The organism is Stappia stellulata (assembly GCF_020176715.1).
GTDB lineage: Bacteria > Pseudomonadota > Alphaproteobacteria > Rhizobiales > Stappiaceae > Stappia.
The window spans coordinates 360766-379093 of sequence record NZ_JAIVMF010000002.1 but is presented as its reverse complement, the minus strand read 5'-3'; the positions used below and the strand labels follow the sequence as shown (position 1 = coordinate 379093).

The window sequence follows — 18328 nt, the reverse complement described above, 5'->3', positions numbered from 1 at the left end:
TCCAAGCGGGAAAAGGAAGCGGCAGGGACCCCGATGACGACGGGTGAGAACCCAATCCCCGACCGGTCGCCTGCCACTGGTCTCCCGGCAATCTAGGGGCCGGGAGACCGCCCCCAGTCCAACACCCCTTCAAACGAACAATCCCGAACTCCGCGCAAGCGGAGATCCGGGATCGGAGGGCCATTGCTCTTGCGGGTATCGCAGCGCAAAACAAAGCACCTTGGCTCCCCGATACCGGGTCGCGGAGTCGCCTTGCCCGGTATGACGCAAGAGATCAGTCCCGCCAATCGTCAGCGACACGAAGACAAGCCGGAAAGACGAGGTCAGCGCAAAAACGAAAACGGCCGCATTCCCTATGAAATGCAGCCGCTTGAATTCGTCGCGATGAGAAAGCCGCGATCAGCCCTTCTCGGCTGCGACGATCATGATCTCGACCTTGTAGTCGGGCGTTGCCAGGCGGGATTCGCCGCAGGCGCGCGCCGGCGTGTTGGTCTGGTCGACCCAGGCATCCCACACCGCGTTCATCTCGGCGAAATCATCCATCGACGCAAGCCAGATCGTCGCGCTCAGGATATGCGACTTGTCGGAGCCCGCATCGAGCAGCAGCTTTTCGATCTTGGCGAGGATCTGCTGCGTCTGTGCCGTGACGCTTTCCCCCGGCGCCCCGACCTGGCCGGCAAGCCACACCGTGCCATTGTGGATGACGGCCTGGCTCATGCGCCGGCCGATCTCGAGGCGTTTGATATCGGACATATCTGCGTTCCTTGGGTTTGAAAGCAAAAGAAAATCAATTCTGTGTCGGCTGCCGCCGGCACAATTACGCCCGCGACAAGCGTCCCGGGTCTAGCGCGGAAACCACATTGGCGCCAAGCGCCGGCGTGCGGTTCAGGCAAAGATCGGCGACAAGACGCGACAGCGCCGGGGCGGTCTGGATGCCGTAGCCGCCCTGACCTGCCAGCCAGAAGAAGCCGGGCGTCTCCGGCGCAAAGCCCACGACCGGCGAGCGGTCCTTGACGAAACTGCGCAGGCCCGCCCAGGTCCGCTCCACCCGTGTGACCGAAACGGTGGTGGCACATTCGAAGCGGTGCAGCCCCTCCGCCATCACCATGTCGTCGGGCCAGGCGTCATGCGGATCGACCGGATCCTCATCCGCCGGGGAGACCATCAGCTTGCCGGCCTCCGGCTTGGCGTACCAGCTCTCCGACGCGCTCACCACGGCGGGCCAATGCGTCACGTCCTGGCCCTCGGGCGCCGGCAGGATCGCAGCGGAGCGGCGCATCGGCGTCAACCCGACTTTCGCCGCGCCCGCAAGGGCCGCCACCTCGTCCGCCCAGGCACCGGCGGCGTTGATCAGGACCGGCGCGCAATAGACCTCGCCGCCGGCTTCCACGCGCCAGACATCACCCTCGCGGCGGATCGCGGTCGCCGGCGCATTCTGCACCAGCTTCGCGCCATTGTGCTTGGCATGACGCGCATAGGATTGCAGCAGCCGGTCGACATCGATGTCGCGGGCATCCGGCTCCATCGCCGCCTTGGCGATCAGCTCTTCGCGCAGGATCGGCACCATCCGCACGGCCTCGGCCGGAGTGACGATCTCCATGCCGTCGGCATCGGCGAGATAGGCGTCCAGTTGTCCGACCTCCTCGGCCATCGCGATCACAAGTTCGCCGCGCGGCGACAAGAAACCGGTTTCGGCAAAGGCGCCGCCGCTTTCAAGCACCGGCTCGGCCGCCGCATTCAGCGCTCGCAGGGTGGCATTGCCGTAGTTCTTGATGAAGATCGCCGCCGACCGCCCCGTGGAATGACGCCCGAGCGCGTCCTCCGTCTCCAGAACGGTAACGCTCGCGCTGTCCGCCAGATGCGCGGCCGCGCCGACGCCGGCGATCCCGCCGCCGACGATGAGAAAGTCGCTGGACTGCATTATTCGCCCCTGAAGCCCGTGAGGAAGCTCGTGAGATTGTCGCCGAGCTGAGGTGAGAGGTATCCCCCTTCCTGCACCAGAACCGTCGGCAGGTCCATGCCTGCGATGGCCGCGCCCATGCGGTTGAAGCCCGGCGTGGTGATCGCCAATCCCTTGAGCGGATCGTTTTCCGACGCGTCCAGGCCGAGCGCGACGACCAGCACGTCCGTTCCGAACGCCCTGATATGCGCGAAGGCGGTCTCCAGCGTTGTCATGTAGTCGTCGTCGCCGGTGCCGCGAGCAAGCGGCAGGTTGAGATTGCAGCCAAGGCCCGCCCCCTCGCCGCGTTCGTGCGCGTGGCCCCAGAAGAACGGATAGAAGCGGATCGGATCGGCATGGATGGAGACCGTCAGCACGTCGGCGCGGTCGTAGAAGATCCCTTGCGTGCCGTTGCCGTGGTGCACGTCGACATCAAGGATCGCCGGCCTGAGGCCCTGAAGCCTCAGGTGCTCGGCGACGATGGCCGCATTGTTGAGAAAACAGAAGCCGCCGGCGAGATCGCCGAAGGCATGGTGTCCGGGCGGACGGCAAAGCGCATAGGCGCTGCGCGCGCCGCCGGCGACGAGATCGCCCGCCGTCAGTGCGCTCTGTGCCGACCAATAGGCAGATTCCCAGGTGCCTGCCGCGATCGGACAGGCGGTGTCGGCCTGATGGAACCCCGCCTGCCCGACGGCCGAGCGCGGATAGCTTGCCGAGCGCCGGTCCGGGTGGATGTTGGGGATCACCTCGTCGGAGGCATCCTTCATCCGCGACCAGCGGGTGTGGATGGTCTCCAGAAACACCAGATATTCGGCCGAATGGATCGCCGCAATCGGCCCGGCGCCATGGTCCTTCGGCTCGGAGAACGCGCAGCCGGCGGCAAGCGCGCCGCCCTGCAGCACCTCGATGCGCTTCGGCTGTTCGGGATTGGCGGACACCCTGCCGTTGGCCATGAAGTGCTTCGGGTCGTGGCGGGCCTGTCGGTCGTCGAGGATTGCTTTCATGTCTCATCCGTCAGTCGGTCGAAGTCGGTCTTTGCGAGGCGCAGGACGGTCTCGCGCGGGTCGTCGCGAAAGCCCAGCCGGTCGTAGAAGGCCCGGGCCCGCGGGTTGTCGTCGTAAACGGCGAGCTTGAGAAACCGCACGTCCCAGCTCTCCGGTGCCATCTCGATGGCGGCAGCCAGCAGCCGGCGTCCCAGCCCCTGCCCCCGCGCGTCGTCCGACACCCACAGATCGGACACATAAATGCCCGCCCCGCCGTAGGTGGTGGAAAACACCGGCGAGGACAGAAGCGCGCCGCGCAACTCGCCGGCCTGCGTCTCGGCAATCAGCGCGGAAAACGCCGGCACGTCGTTGAACCCGTGGCGCAGCAGCGCGCCGGCATCCGCCACATGCGTGTCGCCGAGAACCTCCGACAGCGCGACGAGTGCTGCGTTCAGCCGCTCGGCATCGGCGGCGTCCGCGCGGCGGATGGAAATGATCTCGACGTTGCTCAAAGCGCCACCTTGTCCGCCCCCTTCAGGCCCAGCATCGCCCGCGCCTCGTCGGGTGTGGCGATCTCGCGCCCCATCTCCTCCAGGATCCTGCGGATCTTGCGCACCTGCTCGGCGTTGGACGACGCAAGCTCGCCACGGGCGATGAACAGGCTGTCCTCCAGCCCGACGCGCACATTGCCACCCATCGCCGCCGAGATCGAGGCGAAGGGGATCTGCTGGCGCCCGGCCGCGAGCACGGAGAACATGTAGTCGTCGCCGAAGAGCTTGTCGGCCATCCGCTTCATGTGCATCAGGTTTTCCGTATCCGCCCCGATCCCACCGAGCACGCCGAAGACGAACTGGATGAAATACGGCGGCTTCACCAGCCCCCGGTCGGCGAAGTGCCGCAGCATGTGCAGATGGCCGACGTCGTAGCATTCGAACTCGAAGCGCGCGCCGCGCTCCGTGCCGAGGTCGTTGAGAATGCGGGCGATGTCGCGCGGCGTGTTCTTGAAGACGAGATCCTCGCTCCCTTCCAGGAAGGGCTGTTCCCAGTCGTGAAGCCAACTGTCGTAGCGCGCGGCCATCGGATAGAGCGCGAAATTCATCGTGCCCATGTTGAGCGAGCACATCTCCGGCGCGACCTTCAGCGGCGCGGCGAGCCGGTCGTCGAGCGTCATCACCGCGCTGCCGCCGGTGGAAAGGTTCAAGACCGCGTCGCAGCGTGCGTTTATCTCGGGCAGGAACGCCAGGAAATGGTCTGGCAGCGCCGACGGACGGCCCGTCTCGGGATCGCGCGCATGCAGGTGCAGGATCGCGGCACCGGCCTCGGCCGCCTCGACCGCCTGGTCGGCGATCTCCTTGGCGGTGACGGGAAGATGCGGCGACATGGTCGGCGTGTGGATCGACCCGGTCACCGCGCAGGTGATGATGGCTTTTGTCATGAGAAGTCTGCAATCTTTCAGGCGGCTGATATCAGGCAGCGCGCGGCAGATGGGGGGCCGCCTCGGCGAGGAACCGCGCAAGCGCGCGCTCCAGCCCGTCCATGATCTCGTCCACCTGTTCCGGCGTGGTGATCATCGGCGGGCAGACGAGGAAGTGGTCGCCCTCGTAACCGCCGCGCGTGCGCCGCGAATAGAGGATCAGCCCCTCGTCATAGGCATATTCCACGAGCTTGTCATAGGCGTTGAGCTCGCGCGGAAGCGGCGCAAGGGTTCTCTTGTCGGCGACCAGTTCGAAGGCGAGCAGCAGCCCTTGCCCACGCACGTCGCCGATCAGCGGGTGACGGCCCATCAGGTCAACGAGCCGCGATTTCAGCAGAGCGCCGACGCTCGCCGCGTTCTCGCACAGTTTCTCCGCCTCGATCTCCTCCAGGACGGCGAGGCCGGCGGCGCAGGCCAGCGGATTGCCCGCATAGGTGAAGCCATGCAGGAAACCGCCGCCATCCAGCACCGGCTCGACGATGCGCTCATGCGCGATCATCGCTCCGAGCGGCGCATAGCCGGCCGCAAACCCCTTCGACACCACCAGAATGTCCGGCGCGACGCCATAGTGCTCGGCGGCAAAGAAGCGCCCCGTGCGTCCGCCGCCGCACATCACCTCGTCGTGGATCAGGAGCACGCCGTAGCGGTCGCAGATCTCGCGGACGCGTTGCATGTAGCCGGAGGGCGGCACCAGCGCGCCGGTCGACGCGCCGCCGATCGGTTCGACCATGAAGGCAAGCACCGTCTCCGGCCCCTCCTCGCGGATGCGCGCTTCCAGCATGTCGGCATAGTGATGGCCGGTCGCCGGATCGTTCGGATCGAGGCGATCGAGATAGGCGCGCGGCGCCGGGATCTTCGGCATCGGCCGCATCATCGGGTCGAAGGGCGCTGTCAGCGGCGCATAGCCGGTAAGCGCCAGCGCCCCCAGCGTGCAGCCGTGATAGCTCGGCTGGCGCGAGATCACCTTGTATCTCTGCGCCTCGCCGACGGCGATGGCATATTGCCGGGCAAGCTTGATGGCGCTTTCCACCGCCTCCGACCCCCCGGAGACGAAGAACACCTTCTCCAGACCGTCGGGCGCGCGTTGCGCCGTCAACCGGGCCAGGTTTTCTGCCGGCTCCGTCTCGAAATGCAGCCGGTAGCCGAAGGTCGACTTCTCCATCTGGCGGCGCATCGCCTCCAGCACCCGCTCGTTGGAATGACCGATGTTGCAGACCATCGCGCCGGAGGAGCCGTCGAGATAGCGCTTGCCGTCGACGTCCCACATATAGACGCCGCGCGCCCGGTCGAGCTGCGGCCGCCGCCGCCGGCTCTGGTAGAACAGATGGCTCTTTTCCCGCTCGCTCATCACGCGGCCTCCGCCAGAATGGTGCAATCGCGCGGCCTGAGCCGCACATCGACCGCCGCCCCTTCCGCGAAGGGGCTGCCGTCGATCATGTTGATGGCCTGCAGCTGCTCGTTGCCGACGCGCACGAAATAACGCGCGGCAAGACCCTGGTAATCGACGGTCTCGATCACGCCGGGCACGCTGACCTCGTCCTCTCCCGGAGCCCCGGCGGCGCCCGGCGCGACGATGGCGAGCTTCTCGGCGCGCACCGCAAGCTTGACCGCGCCGGGCCCGGAGACATGCGGCGCGCGCTCGCGCGGAAGGACCAGCTTGCCGAAGGCAGAGTTCTCGAGCGCCACGGTCGCCCCGTCCGCATCCGTGCAGGTCGACGGCAGGATATTGGAGGCGCCGAGAAACCGCGCGACGAATTCCGTTGCCGGGGTCGTGTAGACGTCCTCCGGCGCACCGACCTGTTCGACACGCCCGTTGCTCATCACCACGATCCGGTCGGACAGCGCCAGCGCCTCTGCCTGGTCGTGGGTGACGAAGACGGTAGTGATGCCGATCTGGTGCTGGATGCGCTTCAGTTCCACGCGCATGTCCTCGCGCAGGTTGGCATCGAGCGCCGACAGCGGCTCGTCGAGGAGCAGCACGTCCGGCTCGATGACGATGGCACGCGCCAGCGCGATGCGCTGCTGCTGGCCGCCCGAGAGCTGCTTGGGATAGCGGTCGCCGACGTCTGGAAGCTGGACGAGATCGAGCGCCTTCTTCACCCGCTCGTCGCGCTCCGCCTTGTCGACACCGCGAAACTTCAGGCCGAAGGCGACGTTTTCGGCAATCGTGCGATGGGGAAACAGCGCGTAATTCTGGAAAACGAGCCCGAGATTGCGCTTGTGGATCGGCACGTCGTTGATCCGCCGACCGTTGATCTGGATATCGCCCTCGCTCGGGTCGAGCAGCCCGGCGATCATGCGCAGGGTCGTCGTCTTGCCGCAGCCGGACGGCCCGAGAAGACTGACGAACGACCCTTCCGGGATCTCCAGCGACATCGGATGAACCGCGGTGAAGGACCCGAAGCGTTTGACGATGTTTTGAAGCGTGACGGCGCCCACGGGCTCACTCCGTTCAAGGGTCGGGAAGGTGGCGGCGCCGGCGGGTCCCGCCAGCGCCGCTCAGGCTCAGTAGCCCTTCTGGATGCGGCCGAAGAGCTTCGACCACTCCTGCTCGTTGCCGTTCCAATAGGCCGGATCGGCGAAGGTCAGCCCGTCGAGCTTGCCGGTCGGGTCGAAGGCCGGAAGCGTCGGGATCTTCTTGCCGAGGTCGACCTTGGTCGGATCGAGAGCCGGCGGATAGTTCTGTCCCTCGGCGACCGCAATGGAGGTCTCCGGCGCCAGCATGAAGTTCAGCAGTTCCTCGCAAGGCTCCATCGGCGAGCCCTTCATCACGAAGAGGCATTCCTGCCAGCCGAAGCCATTGGGCGGATCCATGTAGCCGATGTCGTGGCCCTGCTCCTGCAGCGCGTAGACGCGGCCCGACCAGGCCTCGGTCACATAGATTTCCTCTTCCGCCAGAAGGCTCATCAACTCCGCACCGGAACTCCAGTATTTCAGGAGCAGGTCGCGATGGGTGCGCACCGCCTCCCAGATCGCATCCATGTCGGTCGCGCCGTTCGGGTCCTGGCCGGTCTGCAGCGAGGCGTACCAGATGCGCGTGCGCCAGTCGCTCCAGCCGGCGATCTTGCCCTTGAAGCGCTCGTCGAGAAGGATGTTGGCGCCCTTCTCCTTCATCTCCTCGTCGGAGATATGCTTGCGATTGTAGGCAATTCCGGTGGTGCCATAGTCATAAGGAACGCAGGAGAGCGTTCCCCCGGTCACCTTGCGGAACACGTCGGTCAGCTTGGGGATCACATATTTCAGGTTCGGAATGTTGTCTTCGTTCAGCGTCGAAGACAGGCCGAGATTGTGGTAGCGCGCGTAGTCGAACACGCCCGACAGATGGGCGATGTTGTATTCGCCCGGCTGGCTCGCCTTGACCCGGGACAGATACTCATCGCCGCCGCCGAAGGTGCCGTCAACGACGGTGATGCCGGTCTTTTCGGTGTAGGGATCGAAGGCGTGCTTGCGGAAGGCCTCGGAGACCACGCCGCCCCAGCCGTCGAAGCGCACCTGCTCGGCGGCCGCCAGCGCACCGCGCGCGAACGGCGTCTGCACGCCATAGGCAAGGCCGGCCGCGCCGATAAGTCCGAGAAAGCTGCGACGGTCGATGCCGCCGTTCATGTAGCGTTCGCGCAACCGCTCGTAACGTTTTGTATTGTCCATAACAAAGTCCTCTCTGGAGTGCAGGTCTTGAGGTGCCAGCGCGGTTCTAGCCGCCGCGCTTGAGCGCCAGCCGCCGGGCGATGGCAATGCCGACAAGCGGCAACCCGGCGGTCAGGAAAATCATCACCGTGCCGAGCGCGTTGATCTCCGGAGAGATCGAGTTGCGCAGCATGGCGAAGATCTGGGTGGGGACGGTCTCGACGCCGCCCGGCTTCCAGAACAGCGTGCCGGTGATGTCGTCGAAGCTGATCGTGAAGGCGAACAGCATGCCGGCAAAGACGGCCGGCGCGAGCAGCGGCAGCGTCACCTGGAAGAAGGTCTGCACCGGGCTCGCGCCCAGGCTCATGGCCGCCTCCTCCACATCCCGGCGGATGCCGACGAGGCGCGCCTGCACGACCAGGATGACGAAGGGCAGCGTGAAGATGACATGGCCGGCGAGCAGCAGGCCGAAGCTCTTGTTGACCGACAGCGCGTTGAGGAAGAGCAGCAGCGCCACGGCCAGCACGACCTCCGGCACCAGGATCGGCGCGATCAGCAGCGTCGAGATCGCGTTGCGCGCCGGCACGTTGTAGCGCACCAGCGCAAGGCTCGCGAGAACGCCGATGGTCGTCGAGATCACCGAGGTCAGCAGCCCGAGCACGATGGAGGTGCGGAAGGCGCGCAGGATCGCCTCGTTTTCCGCCAGCTCGATGAACCAGCGAAACGACAGGCCGGTCATCGGGAAACTGCCGAACTGGCTGGCGTTGAAGCTCAACAGCACGACCACCAGGATCGGCAGGAACATGAAGAGATAGACCAGAACCGTCCATCCGCGCAGCAGGTGCCACCCCATCAGCCAAGCCCCTTCATCAGTTGCCCCATGCCGAGGAAGTGGTTGTAGAGCAGCACCAGCGCGCCGAGCACGGCGAGCAGCATCAAGGAGAGCGCCGAGCCGAGCGGCCAGTTGAGCTGGGTGATGATCGCCTCGAACACCAGATTGGCGAACATGGCGTCCGTGGGTCCGCCGAGCACGATCGGCGTGATGTAGGTGCCCGCCCCCAGCACGAAGGCGAGCAGCCCGCCGGCGGCAAGGCCGGGCAGCGACAGCGGCAGCGTCACCTCGAGAAAGGTGCGCCAGCGCGTCGCGCCGAGCGAGCAGGCCGCGTCCTCCAGCGTCGTGTCGATGCCGTCGAGGCTGACGTAGATGTTGAGGATCATGAAGGGCAGCAGGAAGTGCACCAGGCCCAGGATCACGCTCGCCTCGTTGTAGAGCATCTGGATCGGCGCGTCGGTAATGCCGAGCCACATCAGCGCCGAGTTGATCGCCCCCGAGGCGCCCAGAATGTTGATCCAGGACATGGTGCGGATGATGTAGCTGATCCAGAACGGCAGCATCAGCAGGAGCAGCAGCACCGCCTTGTTGCCGCGCGAACGGGCGATCACATAGGCGGCCGGATAGCCCATGACGGCGCAGACCAGCGTGGTGATCGCGGCGATCTTCAGCGTGTTGAGCAGAATGTCGCGATAGAAGGCGTCGGACAGCGCCTCGCGCCAGTTGTCGAGAAAGAAGCCGGCCTGGTCCGCACCGGTCGCCGTGCGCAGCCAGAACGAATAGACGACGATGAAAGCGAGCGGCACCAGAAGCAGCAGCATCACCGCGACCATTGCGGGACTGAGCAGCAGATAGGGTTGCCGCGCCTCCCGCGCTTCAACCGTCATGAGCGGATTCCCCTCTCCCTGTGTGTTGCGCGGAGGGTGGCACCGCCTCTATCATTGTTCAAATAGATAATCGCTATCTTGGAAATAGACACAGCCTATGATCGCCCGCTCCACCGACCAGCCGCCCGAACGTCTCGCCCGCAATCTCGACTGGAACCTGCTGCGCACCTTCCTCGTCCTGTCGGAATCCGCCAGCGTCACCGAGGCGGCCGACCGCCTCGGCCTCAAGCAGCCGACCGTTTCCTCCGCCCTGAAGCGCCTGGAGGAGCAACTCGGCAAGCGGCTGATTGACCGTTCGCCCGGAAGCTTCCGGCTGACGGCGGCCGGCAAGCTGCTGCAGGGCGAGGTGGTCGACATTCACGGCGCGGTGCTCAGGCTCGGCACCTTGATGCGCGAGGTCGCCAACGAGGTGCGCGGCCATGTGCGCATCGCCATGGCGAGCCATGTGGTCTGCCCCGTCTTCGACGAGGCGCTGACGGCGTTTCACACCGCCCACCCGCATGCGACGCTCTCCATCGACATTTCCGCCAGCAAGGAGGGACTGGCCGCCGTCATGGCACGCCGCGCCTCGCTCGGCGTCTGTCTGGTGCACGACAAGAGCCCGCGGCTCGAGTACCGGCGGCTTTACCGCGAGTTCTTCGGACTGTTCTGCGGTCCCGGCCATCCGCTGTTCGGCCGCACCGGCCTGACCAAGGCGGATCTCGGCGGCCATTCCTCGGTCAGTTTCGTCACCGACCGGATGAGCGACGCGCTGCGCCCCGTCACCCTGATGCGCGCCGATGCCCGGCTGGAGGATCGCATCGTCGGCACCTCCGCCCATCTGGAAGAGGTACGGCGGATGATCATCGCCGGCCTCGGCATCGGGCCGCTGCCGGTGCATGTCGTGCGCCGCGACATCGAGGACGGGCTCTTGTGGCAACTGCCGCCCTATGACGACATGCCGGCCATCGACGTGCATGTGGTGTGGAACCCGAAGGCGGCGATGAACCGGGCCGAGACCGCCCTGCTTGACGAGCTGCTCCGCCGCATCGAGGCCACCCCGATCGAGGCCCGGACCTACATCTGAGCGCTGTCGCGCGCCCCGATTGCGGCAAGATCGGGGCAAAGACAATATCGGCAAATTCTGTGCCGAAAATTGCGAAACTTGATCGAAAAACAAGTCGAATTGACGGAAATCGCGCGCGCAGGGCGCGCTGCGCGGCGCGACCCGCAGGCGGGAATATCCCGGCTCGGAACCGAATCCTGTCCCGGTCTCTTGTCCCCGCCCGCGTGTCCTTACATCAGCGGGAGCTTGCGCCCGGACGCGGAGGTCGACCCCGCCTGCTCGGAGGCGGTTTCATAGGCCAGGATCGCCCCGGCGAGATCCTCAAGCGCCGCGCCGACAGACTTGAACAGCGTGATGTCGTCCGGATCGCGCAGCACCGCCTTGACGTCGCGGGTCAGGTCGAAGAGATCGCCCTCGACGGCCTCCTCGGTGAGCACGCCCGACTGCAACGCCTGGACGATGTCGCCGCCTTCCTTGAGCGCTCCGGCGCGCGTGTCGACAAAGACCCGCGCCCGCGACACGGCCGCGTCGTCGCTCTCGCGCATCGTCGGCTTGAACGCGCCGACGAGATCGACGTGGCAGCCCTTCGGCAACCAGTCGCCCAGGATCAGCGGCGTCTCGGACAGGGTCGCGGCGGAGACGATGTCGGCCGAGCCGACCGCCCCTTCCAGGTCTTCGGTCGCCGTCGCAAAAATTCCGACCGTCTCAGAGATCTCGGCGGCGACGCTTTCCGCCTTCTCCGGATTGCGGCCCCACACGGTGATGCGCGACAGCGGCCGCACGGTGGCGTGGGCCGCCGCCAGATTGACCGACAGCCGGCCGGTTCCGACGATGACGAGATGGCGCGCGTCGTCGCGGGCGAGATAATCGGCCGCAAGCGCGGAGGCCGCCGCCGTGCGCCGCGCGGTCAGCTCGCCGCCGTCGACGAGGGCGCGCAATTCGCCGGTCTTTGCATCTGACAGCATGTAGCTGGCCATCACCGCCGGCAGGCCGCGGTCGCTGTTGCCGGGAACGACGGTCGCAAGCTTGACGCCGAGATAGCGTCCCGGCACCCAGGCCGGCATCAGGAGCAGCGTGCCGCTGGTCTCGCCCGGCACCTCGAAATCGTGGTGATGGCGCACCGGCATCTCGCAGCCGTCGCGAAACATCGCCCTCAGCGCCTCGATCAGGTCCCGCCAGTCGAGCGCGTCCCTTGTGGCTTGCGGGTCGAGTTGCAGCATGGTGTGGGTCCCCCTGACGATGTCCGATGCGCGGGCCTGAGGAGGGCGATTCGCCCGTCCCGGCGGCCGCGATCATGACGGCCCGTCCCGGCCGGGTCCAGAGGCCGCCTCCCGCGTCGGCCGCGGCCGGCCAGGCCGCGACGTCACCCGCCGCAGAACGGCCAGACCCAGGTCAGTCCGTCGAAGACGGCGAGCGAGCGGGCGGCGCGCGCCTCGGGCGTGCGCATCGACAGGAGCAGCGCCATGGCGCCCTGGGCAAGGATCATGTCCTCATAGAGCCGGCTGTCCTCGCGGATGCCGATCCGGGTCGTCCAGTCGGCAAAGCGCGCCGCCGTACGCTCGACGGTCTGCGACGCGGCATCGGCGAACCAGCCGCCGTCGGCGCGCTCCAGGAACGCGGGAACCTCGTGCCGCGCGGCCGCGAAGCCCGCGTCGGGCGTCTCCCCATAGGCCTGCCGCCAGGAATCGAGCGCGCGCCGCCGCCAGGCCCCGCGCTCGTAGCCGAACGGTCCGATGTAGCCGGTGCGAAGGTCGATCAGCGTCCCCGAAAGGCCCCGCATGCGCAGAAACAGCGCGCGGTCCTCGGCGAAACGGCCGGACAGGACGGGTTCGAGATCCGGAACGGCTCTGGCGCTGGTGGGACGGACCGCGACCGACGCGGCGAGCGTGGTGGCGGCAAGCGCGAAGGTTCCCATCAGATGCCGTCGTGTCAGCATGAACGCCCCTTGCGATCCCGCCGCTCACGGTTGGAGACTGCGGCGACGTCCGGCGCTGCCCCGGCGACGAGGCCAATGACCTTGGTTGAGAGACAGCCTGCCGACGCCACGGCGGGCGCGGCGCGCGGCACAACCGCCCCGGGCGGCGCGACCAGACGCCGCAATCATAGGTCGCTGATTTTCGGATTACAATTGCGAAAAACGCTAGGTGACCCTCAGGTCGCGAGGCTGCGCGCGCCGTCGAGAATGAGTCGTGTCGCGATCCCGGCGTAGTCCTCGCGGCTGACCGGCCCGCCCTCGCGGAACCACAGATAGTGCCAGTTGACCATGCCGAAGAGGCTCATGGTCACGGGTTTCAGGAGGTGGGACCCGTTGCCGAGTTCCGGCACGGCCTCGGTCAGCGCGCCGGCGAAGAGCTTGACCAGCGCGCGTTCGCGCTCCTTCAGGTCTTCCTGCTGCTCCGCCGGCAGCCGCTTCATCTCGTTGATCTGGATCTTGTGTTCCGCATTGGCGTCGCGATAGGCGTCGAGCAGCGCGCCGACATAGGCCAGAAGCCGCGCCTCGCCGGAGGCGGTCTCCGGCGCCGCCTCCTCGACCGCCGCGATCAGTTCATCCAGATGGTCGCGGATGATGTCGAAGAGCAGCGCGTCCTTGTTGTCGTAATAGTGATAGACGAGCGCCTTGGAGACGCCGCACCCCTTGGCGATCTGGTTCATCGAGGCGCGGTCGTAGCCGTGCTCGGCAAACAGCGCCGCCGAGGTCTTGAGGATCGCCTTGCGCTTGTCGTCGTAATCGTCCGCGCGCGGCCGCGCCATATCGCTCTCCGTTGCTTGCGCGACGACGGTCCTCCGCCGCCGCGCCGAATTTACACGCCCCTCGGCGCGCGGTGCCTCAAGCCTCCTTCGGCCTGTTGTCGATCACGCGCTTCGCCTTGCCCATGGAGCGCTCGAGCGCGTCCGGGTCGGCGACATGGATGCGCGCGCTGACCCCGATCACGTTCTTCAGGTGGGCGCGCAGCTCCGCTGCGGCGGACGCCCGGTGCGCATCATCGGCATGGGAGGCAAGCGCTTCGACGTGGACGGTCATTTCGTCCATCCGGCCGGTGCGTGTCAATTCCACCTGATAGTGCGGCGACAGGCCCTCGACGCGAAACAGCTGCTCCTCGATCTGGGTCGGAAACACGTTGACACCGCGCACGATCATCATGTCGTCGGAACGGCCCGTCACCTTTTCCATGCGCCGCATCGAGCGCGCCGTGCCGGGCAGCAGCCGCGTCAGGTCGCGGGTGCGGTAGCGGATCACCGGCATCGCCTCCTTGGTCAGCGAGGTGAAGACCAGTTCGCCGACCTCGCCGTCGGGAAGCACCTCGCCGGTCTCCGGGTCGATGATCTCGGGATAGAAATGGTCCTCCCAGATGTGCAGCCCGTCCTTGGTCTCCACGCATTCGTTGGCGACCCCCGGCCCCATCACCTCCGACAGGCCGTAGATGTCGACGGCATGCATGTCGAAGGCCTCCTCGATCTCCTTGCGCATGGCGTTGGTCCAGGGCTCCGCGCCGAAGACGCCGAGCTTCAGCGACGACGAGCGCGGGTCGATGCCGCGCGCCTTGTATTCGTCCAGGATCGCCAGCATGTAGGACGGCGTCACCATGATGACGTCGGGCTTGAAGTCCTCGATCAGCGTCACCTGGCGCTCGGTCATGCCGCCGGAAATCGGCACCACGGTCATGCCGAGCTCTTCGGCGCCGTAATGCGCGCCGAGCCCGCCGGTGAAGAGGCCGTAGCCATAGGCGACGTGGCAGATCATGCCCTTGCGCGCCCCGGCTGCGCGCAGCGAGCGCGCGACGACGCTCGACCAGGTCTTGATGTCGTTTCGCGTGTAGCCGACCACAGTCGGCTTGCCGGTGGTGCCGGAGGAGGCATGCACCCGCACCACCTCCTCGCGCGGCACGGCAAACAGTCCAAAGGGGTAGTTGTCGCGCAGCGTCTGCTTGGCGGTGAAGGGAAATTTCGCGAGATCCGCGAGCGTCTTCAGGTCGTCGGGATGGGCTCCCGCCGCGTCGAAGCTTTCACGGTAATGCGCCACGTTCTCATAGGCGTGGCGCAGCGACCACTTGAGGCGCTCAAGCTGGAGCGCGGAAATCTCGTCCCGGGACGCGGTCTCGATGGGCTCGAGATCGCCGGGCTTGGGCGACAGGTCGTGCATGGGATCCTCCCGACAGGTCTATCTTGATCTTCTAAAGGGCCGTTTGCGGCCGGAAACACGCGCGACGGGAACCTCCCCCCGCCGCGCCGGTTACGGTCAGCTCGCGTCCGTTTCCGGAATGAGCGTGCCGCGAATGGTGCGCGAATTGCCGCGAAACTCCGCGACGGTCTCGCCCTCGGCATTGGTCACCGTCACGTCGGTGATGCCGGAGCGGCCCTCGCGCCAGCGTTCGTGCGCGGTGGCGGTCAACCGCTCGCCGAGCCTGCCCGGCCGCAGGAAGGTGACCGCGCAATGGCTGGCGACCGTTGACTGGTTGTGGCTGTTGCAGGCAAAGGCAAAGGCGCTGTCCGCCAGCGTGAAGACGAAGCCGCCGTGGCAGATGCCGTGGCCGTTGACCATTTCCTCGCGCACGGTCATGGCGATCACCGCGCGCCCCGGACCGACCTCGACGATCTCCATGCCAAGCCCCCGGCTGGCCTTGTCGTCGGCCCACATCGCATCGGCGCAGGCGCGGGCAAGTGCAGTCGGATCGAGCCCCGCGGCAGTTTTCGGCGCGCTCATGCCTTGTCTCCGTCGGGAGCCTTGCCGGTGAAGACCGGCGGGCGTTTGGCCATGAAGGCGGCGACGCCCTCGCGGTAGTCGGGCGAACGACCGGCGCGGCCCTGAAGGTCGCGTTCCAGATCGAGCTGCGCATCCAGCGTGTTGTCGGTCGCAGCCTCCATCGCCTGTTTGATCAGGCCGAGACCGAAGGTCGGCGCTTCGGCAAGGCTTGCGGCGAGCGCGCGCGCCTCCGCCATCAGCTCGGCATCGGGCACGGCCTTCCAGATCATGCCCCAGTCCTCGGCCTGACGGGCCGGAACCGGCGTCGCCAGCATGGCGAGCGCCTTGGCACGGGCCAGGCCGACCAGGTGCGGCAGCGTCCAGGTGCCGCCGGAATCGGGCACCAGCCCGATCTTGGAGAAGGCCTGGATGAATTTGGCGCTTTCCGCCGCCAGCACAATGTCGCAGGCCAGCGCGATATTGGCGCCGGCACCCGCCGCGACGCCGTTGACGGCGCAGATCACGGGCTTGGGCAGCGCCTTCAGCCGGCGGATCAGCGGATTGTAGTTGGCCTCGATGGTCTGGGTGAGGTCTGGCGGCGTGCCGTCGTCGGAGGCGACCCGGTCGCCGAGATCCTGGCCGGCGCAAAAGCCGCGCCCCGCCCCGGTGATCAGCAGCGCGCGCACGTCCGAATCATTTTCGGCAACGTCCAGCGCATCGCGCAGCGCGGCATGCATCGCCTCGTTGAAGGAATTGAGCTTGTCCGGCCGGTTCAGCGTGACGACGAGCACGCCCCCGTCCCGCTCGACGAGAACCGGCGCATCCATCGCCCCCTCGCCCGTCTGTCCCTCGTCCATGTGGCCTCCCTTGCCTGCCTCTCCCGTGGCGCCGCCGCGATCCCGCAAGCGGCACCCTTGTGCCTCGAAAGATCGTGAGCGGAACGGTCGCTTGTCATTTTTCACTTGACTGACCAACCGGTCGGTTAATTATTATGATCGTCAATCGGGCGCTGTCAATCACGGGCAGCACCAACAATCGAACCCCGGCAGCGGCGGCGCAAGATGCGCGGCGACAGACCGGGACGGCGCGCTTCGACAGGGGCGAACCGGCCAGGGCGATCCTCGCGGATCGCGAGCCGGACGTCTTGCGCGCAAGCAACAGGGAGAGAGGCATGGCCGCGTTTTTCGACAGGCACAAGGACACGCTGGACAAGGCGGTTGCGGCAATTCACGCCCGCGGCTTCTTTTCCGCCTATCCGGAAATGCCCTCGGGCAAGGTCTATGGCGAGACCGCCAAGGACGATGGCGAGGCCGCCTTCAAGGCGCTGATCGGCAAGCCCTTCGATCTCGACCAGCCGGGCGACGGCGGCCGTGTCGGCCGCGAGGTCAGCCCCTATGGCCTCGATCTGGCCATTTCCTACCCCAAGGCCGATGCGGACACGCTGGTCAAAGCCGCCAAGGCGGCGATGACCGGCTGGGCGTCGGCAAGCGTCGAGGACCGGATGGGCGCCTGCCTGGAAATCCTGGCGCGCATCAACGCTGAGAGCTTCCTCTTCGCCAATGCGGTGATGCACACCTCCGGACAGGCCTTCATGATGGCGTTTCAGGCCGGCGGCCCGCACGCGCAGGACCGCGGGCTGGAGGCGCTCGCCTATGCCTGGGACGAGATGTCGAAGGTTCCGGGCTCCGTGCGCTGGGAAAAGCCGCAAGGCCCGAAGGACCCGATCGTCCTCGACAAGACCTTCCGCCTGATCCCGCGCGGCGTGGCGCTCGCCATCGGCTGCGCCACCTTCCCGACTTGGAACACCTATCCGGGCCTCTTCGCCAGCCTCGCCACCGGCAATGCGGTGATCGTCAAGCCGCATCCGGGCGCGATCCTGCCGCTGGCGCTGACCGTGAAGATCGGCCGCGAAGTGCTCGCCGAGGCCGGCTTCGACCCGAACGTGCTGCTCCTCGCCGCCGACGACGCCGACGCGCCGATCACCAAGGATCTGGTAACGCACAAGGACATCGCCATCGTCGACTTCACCGGCTCGCCGGCGTTTGGCGCCTGGGTGCGTGAGAACGCGCGCGACAAGCTGGTCTACACCGAGGAGGCCGGCGTCAATTCCATCGTCGTCACCGGCACCGACAACCTGCGCGGCCTTGCCGGCAACGTCGCCTTCTCGCTGGCGCTCTACTCCGGCCAGATGTGCACCGCGCCGCAGAACATCTACATCCCGCGCGGCGGCATCGAGACCGACGACGGTCACAAGTCCTTCGACGAGGTGGCCGGGGCGATCAAGATCGCCATGGACAAGCTGCTCGGCGATCCGCAGCGCGCCGCGGGCGTGCTCGGTGCCGTGCAGAACCCGGCGACCATCGAGCGGGTCGAAAAGGCGAAGTCGCTCGGCCGGGTGGTGCGCGACAGCTCGCCCGTCGAGGGCATGGACGGGGCGCGCTCGGCGACGCCGCTGATCCTCGCCGTCGATGCCAAGGACGAGGCCGCCTATCTGGAAGAGCGCTTCGGGCCGATCAGCTTCGTCATCGCAACCGATGATGCGTCCGACGCGATCGCGCGGGCGGCCAATTCGGCGCGCGAGCGCGGCGCGATCACCGCAGCGCTTTATGCGACCGACGAGGCCGTGATCGACGAGGCGGCGGACGCCTTTGCCGGCGCCGGCGTCGGCCTCTCGGTCAATCTGACCGGCGGCGTCTTCGTCAACCAGAACGCCGCCTTCTCCGACTACCACGTCACGGGGGCGAACCCGGCCGGCAACGCCTGTCTGTGCGACAGCGCCTTTGTCGCCAACCGCTTCCGCGTGGCAACCCTGCGCCGTCCGGTCGCGGCGTAACACCAATGGTCCGCGCGTCTGGGAGGGCGC

18 protein-coding genes are annotated in these 18328 nt (G+C 66.9%); 2 read left to right on the top strand and 16 right to left on the bottom strand.

Translation table 11 applies throughout. The features are described 5' to 3' along the window. Positions 1–399: 399 nt before the first annotated feature. The 10 genes from LC092_RS04730 to LC092_RS04685 all read right to left on the bottom strand — a co-directional run bounded on the left by LC092_RS04730 (position 400) and on the right by LC092_RS04685 (position 9739). Positions 400–753, bottom strand: a complete 354-nt coding sequence (locus LC092_RS04730; protein WP_224805273.1) for a RidA family protein — start codon at positions 751–753, stop codon at positions 400–402. A gap of 64 nt (positions 754–817) precedes the next feature. Further along, a complete protein-coding gene (locus LC092_RS04725) occupies positions 818–1921 on the bottom strand; it encodes an NAD(P)/FAD-dependent oxidoreductase (RefSeq protein WP_224805272.1) in 1104 nt (367 codons plus the stop codon). Further along, positions 1921–2943, bottom strand: coding sequence for a histone deacetylase family protein (locus LC092_RS04720; RefSeq protein WP_224805271.1), 1023 nt, complete (start codon positions 2941–2943; stop codon positions 1921–1923). The genes LC092_RS04725 and LC092_RS04720 overlap by 1 nt, the downstream gene beginning before the upstream one ends. After that, complete coding sequence (locus LC092_RS04715; RefSeq protein ID WP_224805270.1) at positions 2940–3434, bottom strand: GNAT family N-acetyltransferase; 495 nt, start codon at positions 3432–3434, stop codon at positions 2940–2942. The genes LC092_RS04720 and LC092_RS04715 overlap by 4 nt, the downstream gene beginning before the upstream one ends. Further along, positions 3431–4357, bottom strand: coding sequence for a 3-keto-5-aminohexanoate cleavage protein (locus tag LC092_RS04710; protein WP_224805269.1), 927 nt, complete (start codon positions 4355–4357; stop codon positions 3431–3433). The genes LC092_RS04715 and LC092_RS04710 overlap by 4 nt, the downstream gene beginning before the upstream one ends. Positions 4358–4388: 31 nt before the next feature. Beyond that, complete coding sequence (locus LC092_RS04705) at positions 4389–5744, bottom strand: aspartate aminotransferase family protein (RefSeq protein WP_224805268.1); 1356 nt, start codon at positions 5742–5744, stop codon at positions 4389–4391. Next, positions 5744–6835, bottom strand: a complete 1092-nt coding sequence (locus LC092_RS04700) for an ABC transporter ATP-binding protein (protein ID WP_224805267.1) — start codon at positions 6833–6835, stop codon at positions 5744–5746. The genes LC092_RS04705 and LC092_RS04700 overlap by 1 nt, the downstream gene beginning before the upstream one ends. A gap of 66 nt (positions 6836–6901) precedes the next feature. After that, a complete protein-coding gene (locus LC092_RS04695) occupies positions 6902–8041 on the bottom strand; it encodes an extracellular solute-binding protein (RefSeq protein WP_224805266.1) in 1140 nt (379 codons plus the stop codon). A gap of 46 nt (positions 8042–8087) precedes the next feature. Continuing rightward, positions 8088–8873 (bottom strand): ABC transporter permease, encoded by a 786-nt coding sequence (locus tag LC092_RS04690; RefSeq protein WP_224805265.1) that lies wholly within the window; start codon positions 8871–8873, stop codon positions 8088–8090. Then, positions 8873–9739, bottom strand: a complete 867-nt coding sequence (locus LC092_RS04685; protein WP_224805264.1) for an ABC transporter permease — start codon at positions 9737–9739, stop codon at positions 8873–8875. The genes LC092_RS04690 and LC092_RS04685 overlap by 1 nt, the downstream gene beginning before the upstream one ends. A gap of 97 nt (positions 9740–9836) precedes the next feature. Here LC092_RS04685 and LC092_RS04680 point away from each other — a divergent pair, with 97 nt between their 5' ends. Next, positions 9837–10805, top strand: coding sequence for a LysR family transcriptional regulator (locus LC092_RS04680; protein WP_224805263.1), 969 nt, complete (start codon positions 9837–9839; stop codon positions 10803–10805). 209 nt (positions 10806–11014) lie between these two features. On the opposite strand, the gene LC092_RS04675 is transcribed toward LC092_RS04680, so the two are convergent. The 6 genes from LC092_RS04675 to paaG all read right to left on the bottom strand — a co-directional run bounded on the left by LC092_RS04675 (position 11015) and on the right by paaG (position 16292). Next, positions 11015–12004 carry an ornithine cyclodeaminase family protein gene (locus tag LC092_RS04675; protein WP_224805262.1) on the bottom strand — a complete coding sequence of 330 codons (990 nt, stop codon included), beginning with the start codon at positions 12002–12004 and terminating at the stop codon, positions 11015–11017. A 143-nt stretch (positions 12005–12147) separates the two neighbouring features. Next, positions 12148–12720: a hypothetical protein gene (locus LC092_RS04670; RefSeq protein WP_224805261.1), complete on the bottom strand. Its 573-nt coding sequence runs from the start codon at positions 12718–12720 to the stop codon at positions 12148–12150. A 215-nt stretch (positions 12721–12935) separates the two neighbouring features. Further along, the gene (locus LC092_RS04665) at positions 12936–13535 is read right to left on the bottom strand and encodes a TetR/AcrR family transcriptional regulator (RefSeq protein ID WP_224805260.1); all 600 of its coding nucleotides are present in this window, start codon (positions 13533–13535) and stop codon (positions 12936–12938) included. A gap of 76 nt (positions 13536–13611) precedes the next feature. Then, positions 13612–14925 carry a phenylacetate--CoA ligase PaaK gene (gene paaK / locus LC092_RS04660; RefSeq protein ID WP_224805259.1) on the bottom strand — a complete coding sequence of 438 codons (1314 nt, stop codon included), beginning with the start codon at positions 14923–14925 and terminating at the stop codon, positions 13612–13614. Positions 14926–15021: 96 nt separating this feature from the next. Further along, positions 15022–15486 carry a hydroxyphenylacetyl-CoA thioesterase PaaI gene (paaI, locus tag LC092_RS04655; protein WP_224805258.1) on the bottom strand — a complete coding sequence of 155 codons (465 nt, stop codon included), beginning with the start codon at positions 15484–15486 and terminating at the stop codon, positions 15022–15024. Further along, entirely contained in the window at positions 15483–16292 is an 810-nt protein-coding gene (gene paaG, locus LC092_RS04650; protein WP_224805292.1) for a 2-(1,2-epoxy-1,2-dihydrophenyl)acetyl-CoA isomerase PaaG, read from the bottom strand. Before paaG ends, paaI begins: the two co-directional genes overlap by 4 nt. A 344-nt stretch (positions 16293–16636) precedes the next feature. On the opposite strand from paaG, the gene paaN reads away from it, so the two are divergent. After that, positions 16637–18298, top strand: coding sequence for a phenylacetic acid degradation protein PaaN (paaN, locus tag LC092_RS04645; protein ID WP_224805257.1), 1662 nt, complete (start codon positions 16637–16639; stop codon positions 18296–18298). The last annotated feature ends 30 nt before the right edge of the window (positions 18299–18328 follow it).

Excerpts from the sequence above, each read along its gene's own strand:
- LC092_RS04670 (WP_224805261.1), bottom strand. The coding sequence starts at position 12,720 with ATGCTGACACGACGGCATCTGATGGGAACCTTCGCGCTTGCCGCCACC.
- paaI (WP_224805258.1), bottom strand. The coding sequence starts at position 15,486 with ATGAGCGCGCCGAAAACTGCCGCGGGGCTCGATCCGACTGCACTTGCC.
- LC092_RS04690 (WP_224805265.1), bottom strand. The coding sequence starts at position 8,873 with ATGGGGTGGCACCTGCTGCGCGGATGGACGGTTCTGGTCTATCTCTTC.
- LC092_RS04695 (WP_224805266.1), bottom strand. The coding sequence starts at position 8,041 with ATGGACAATACAAAACGTTACGAGCGGTTGCGCGAACGCTACATGAAC.
- paaK (WP_224805259.1), bottom strand. The coding sequence starts at position 14,925 with ATGCACGACCTGTCGCCCAAGCCCGGCGATCTCGAGCCCATCGAGACC.
- LC092_RS04730 (WP_224805273.1), bottom strand. The coding sequence starts at position 753 with ATGTCCGATATCAAACGCCTCGAGATCGGCCGGCGCATGAGCCAGGCC.
- paaG (WP_224805292.1), bottom strand. The coding sequence starts at position 16,292 with ATGGATGCGCCGGTTCTCGTCGAGCGGGACGGGGGCGTGCTCGTCGTC.
- LC092_RS04675 (WP_224805262.1), bottom strand. The coding sequence starts at position 12,004 with ATGCTGCAACTCGACCCGCAAGCCACAAGGGACGCGCTCGACTGGCGG.
- LC092_RS04665 (WP_224805260.1), bottom strand. The coding sequence starts at position 13,535 with ATGGCGCGGCCGCGCGCGGACGATTACGACGACAAGCGCAAGGCGATC.
- paaN (WP_224805257.1), top strand. The coding sequence starts at position 16,637 with ATGGCCGCGTTTTTCGACAGGCACAAGGACACGCTGGACAAGGCGGTT.
- LC092_RS04685 (WP_224805264.1), bottom strand. The coding sequence starts at position 9,739 with ATGACGGTTGAAGCGCGGGAGGCGCGGCAACCCTATCTGCTGCTCAGT.
- LC092_RS04705 (WP_224805268.1), bottom strand. The coding sequence starts at position 5,744 with ATGAGCGAGCGGGAAAAGAGCCATCTGTTCTACCAGAGCCGGCGGCGG.
- LC092_RS04710 (WP_224805269.1), bottom strand. The coding sequence starts at position 4,357 with ATGACAAAAGCCATCATCACCTGCGCGGTGACCGGGTCGATCCACACG.
- LC092_RS04680 (WP_224805263.1), top strand. The coding sequence starts at position 9,837 with ATGATCGCCCGCTCCACCGACCAGCCGCCCGAACGTCTCGCCCGCAAT.
- LC092_RS04725 (WP_224805272.1), bottom strand. The coding sequence starts at position 1,921 with ATGCAGTCCAGCGACTTTCTCATCGTCGGCGGCGGGATCGCCGGCGTC.
- LC092_RS04720 (WP_224805271.1), bottom strand. The coding sequence starts at position 2,943 with ATGAAAGCAATCCTCGACGACCGACAGGCCCGCCACGACCCGAAGCAC.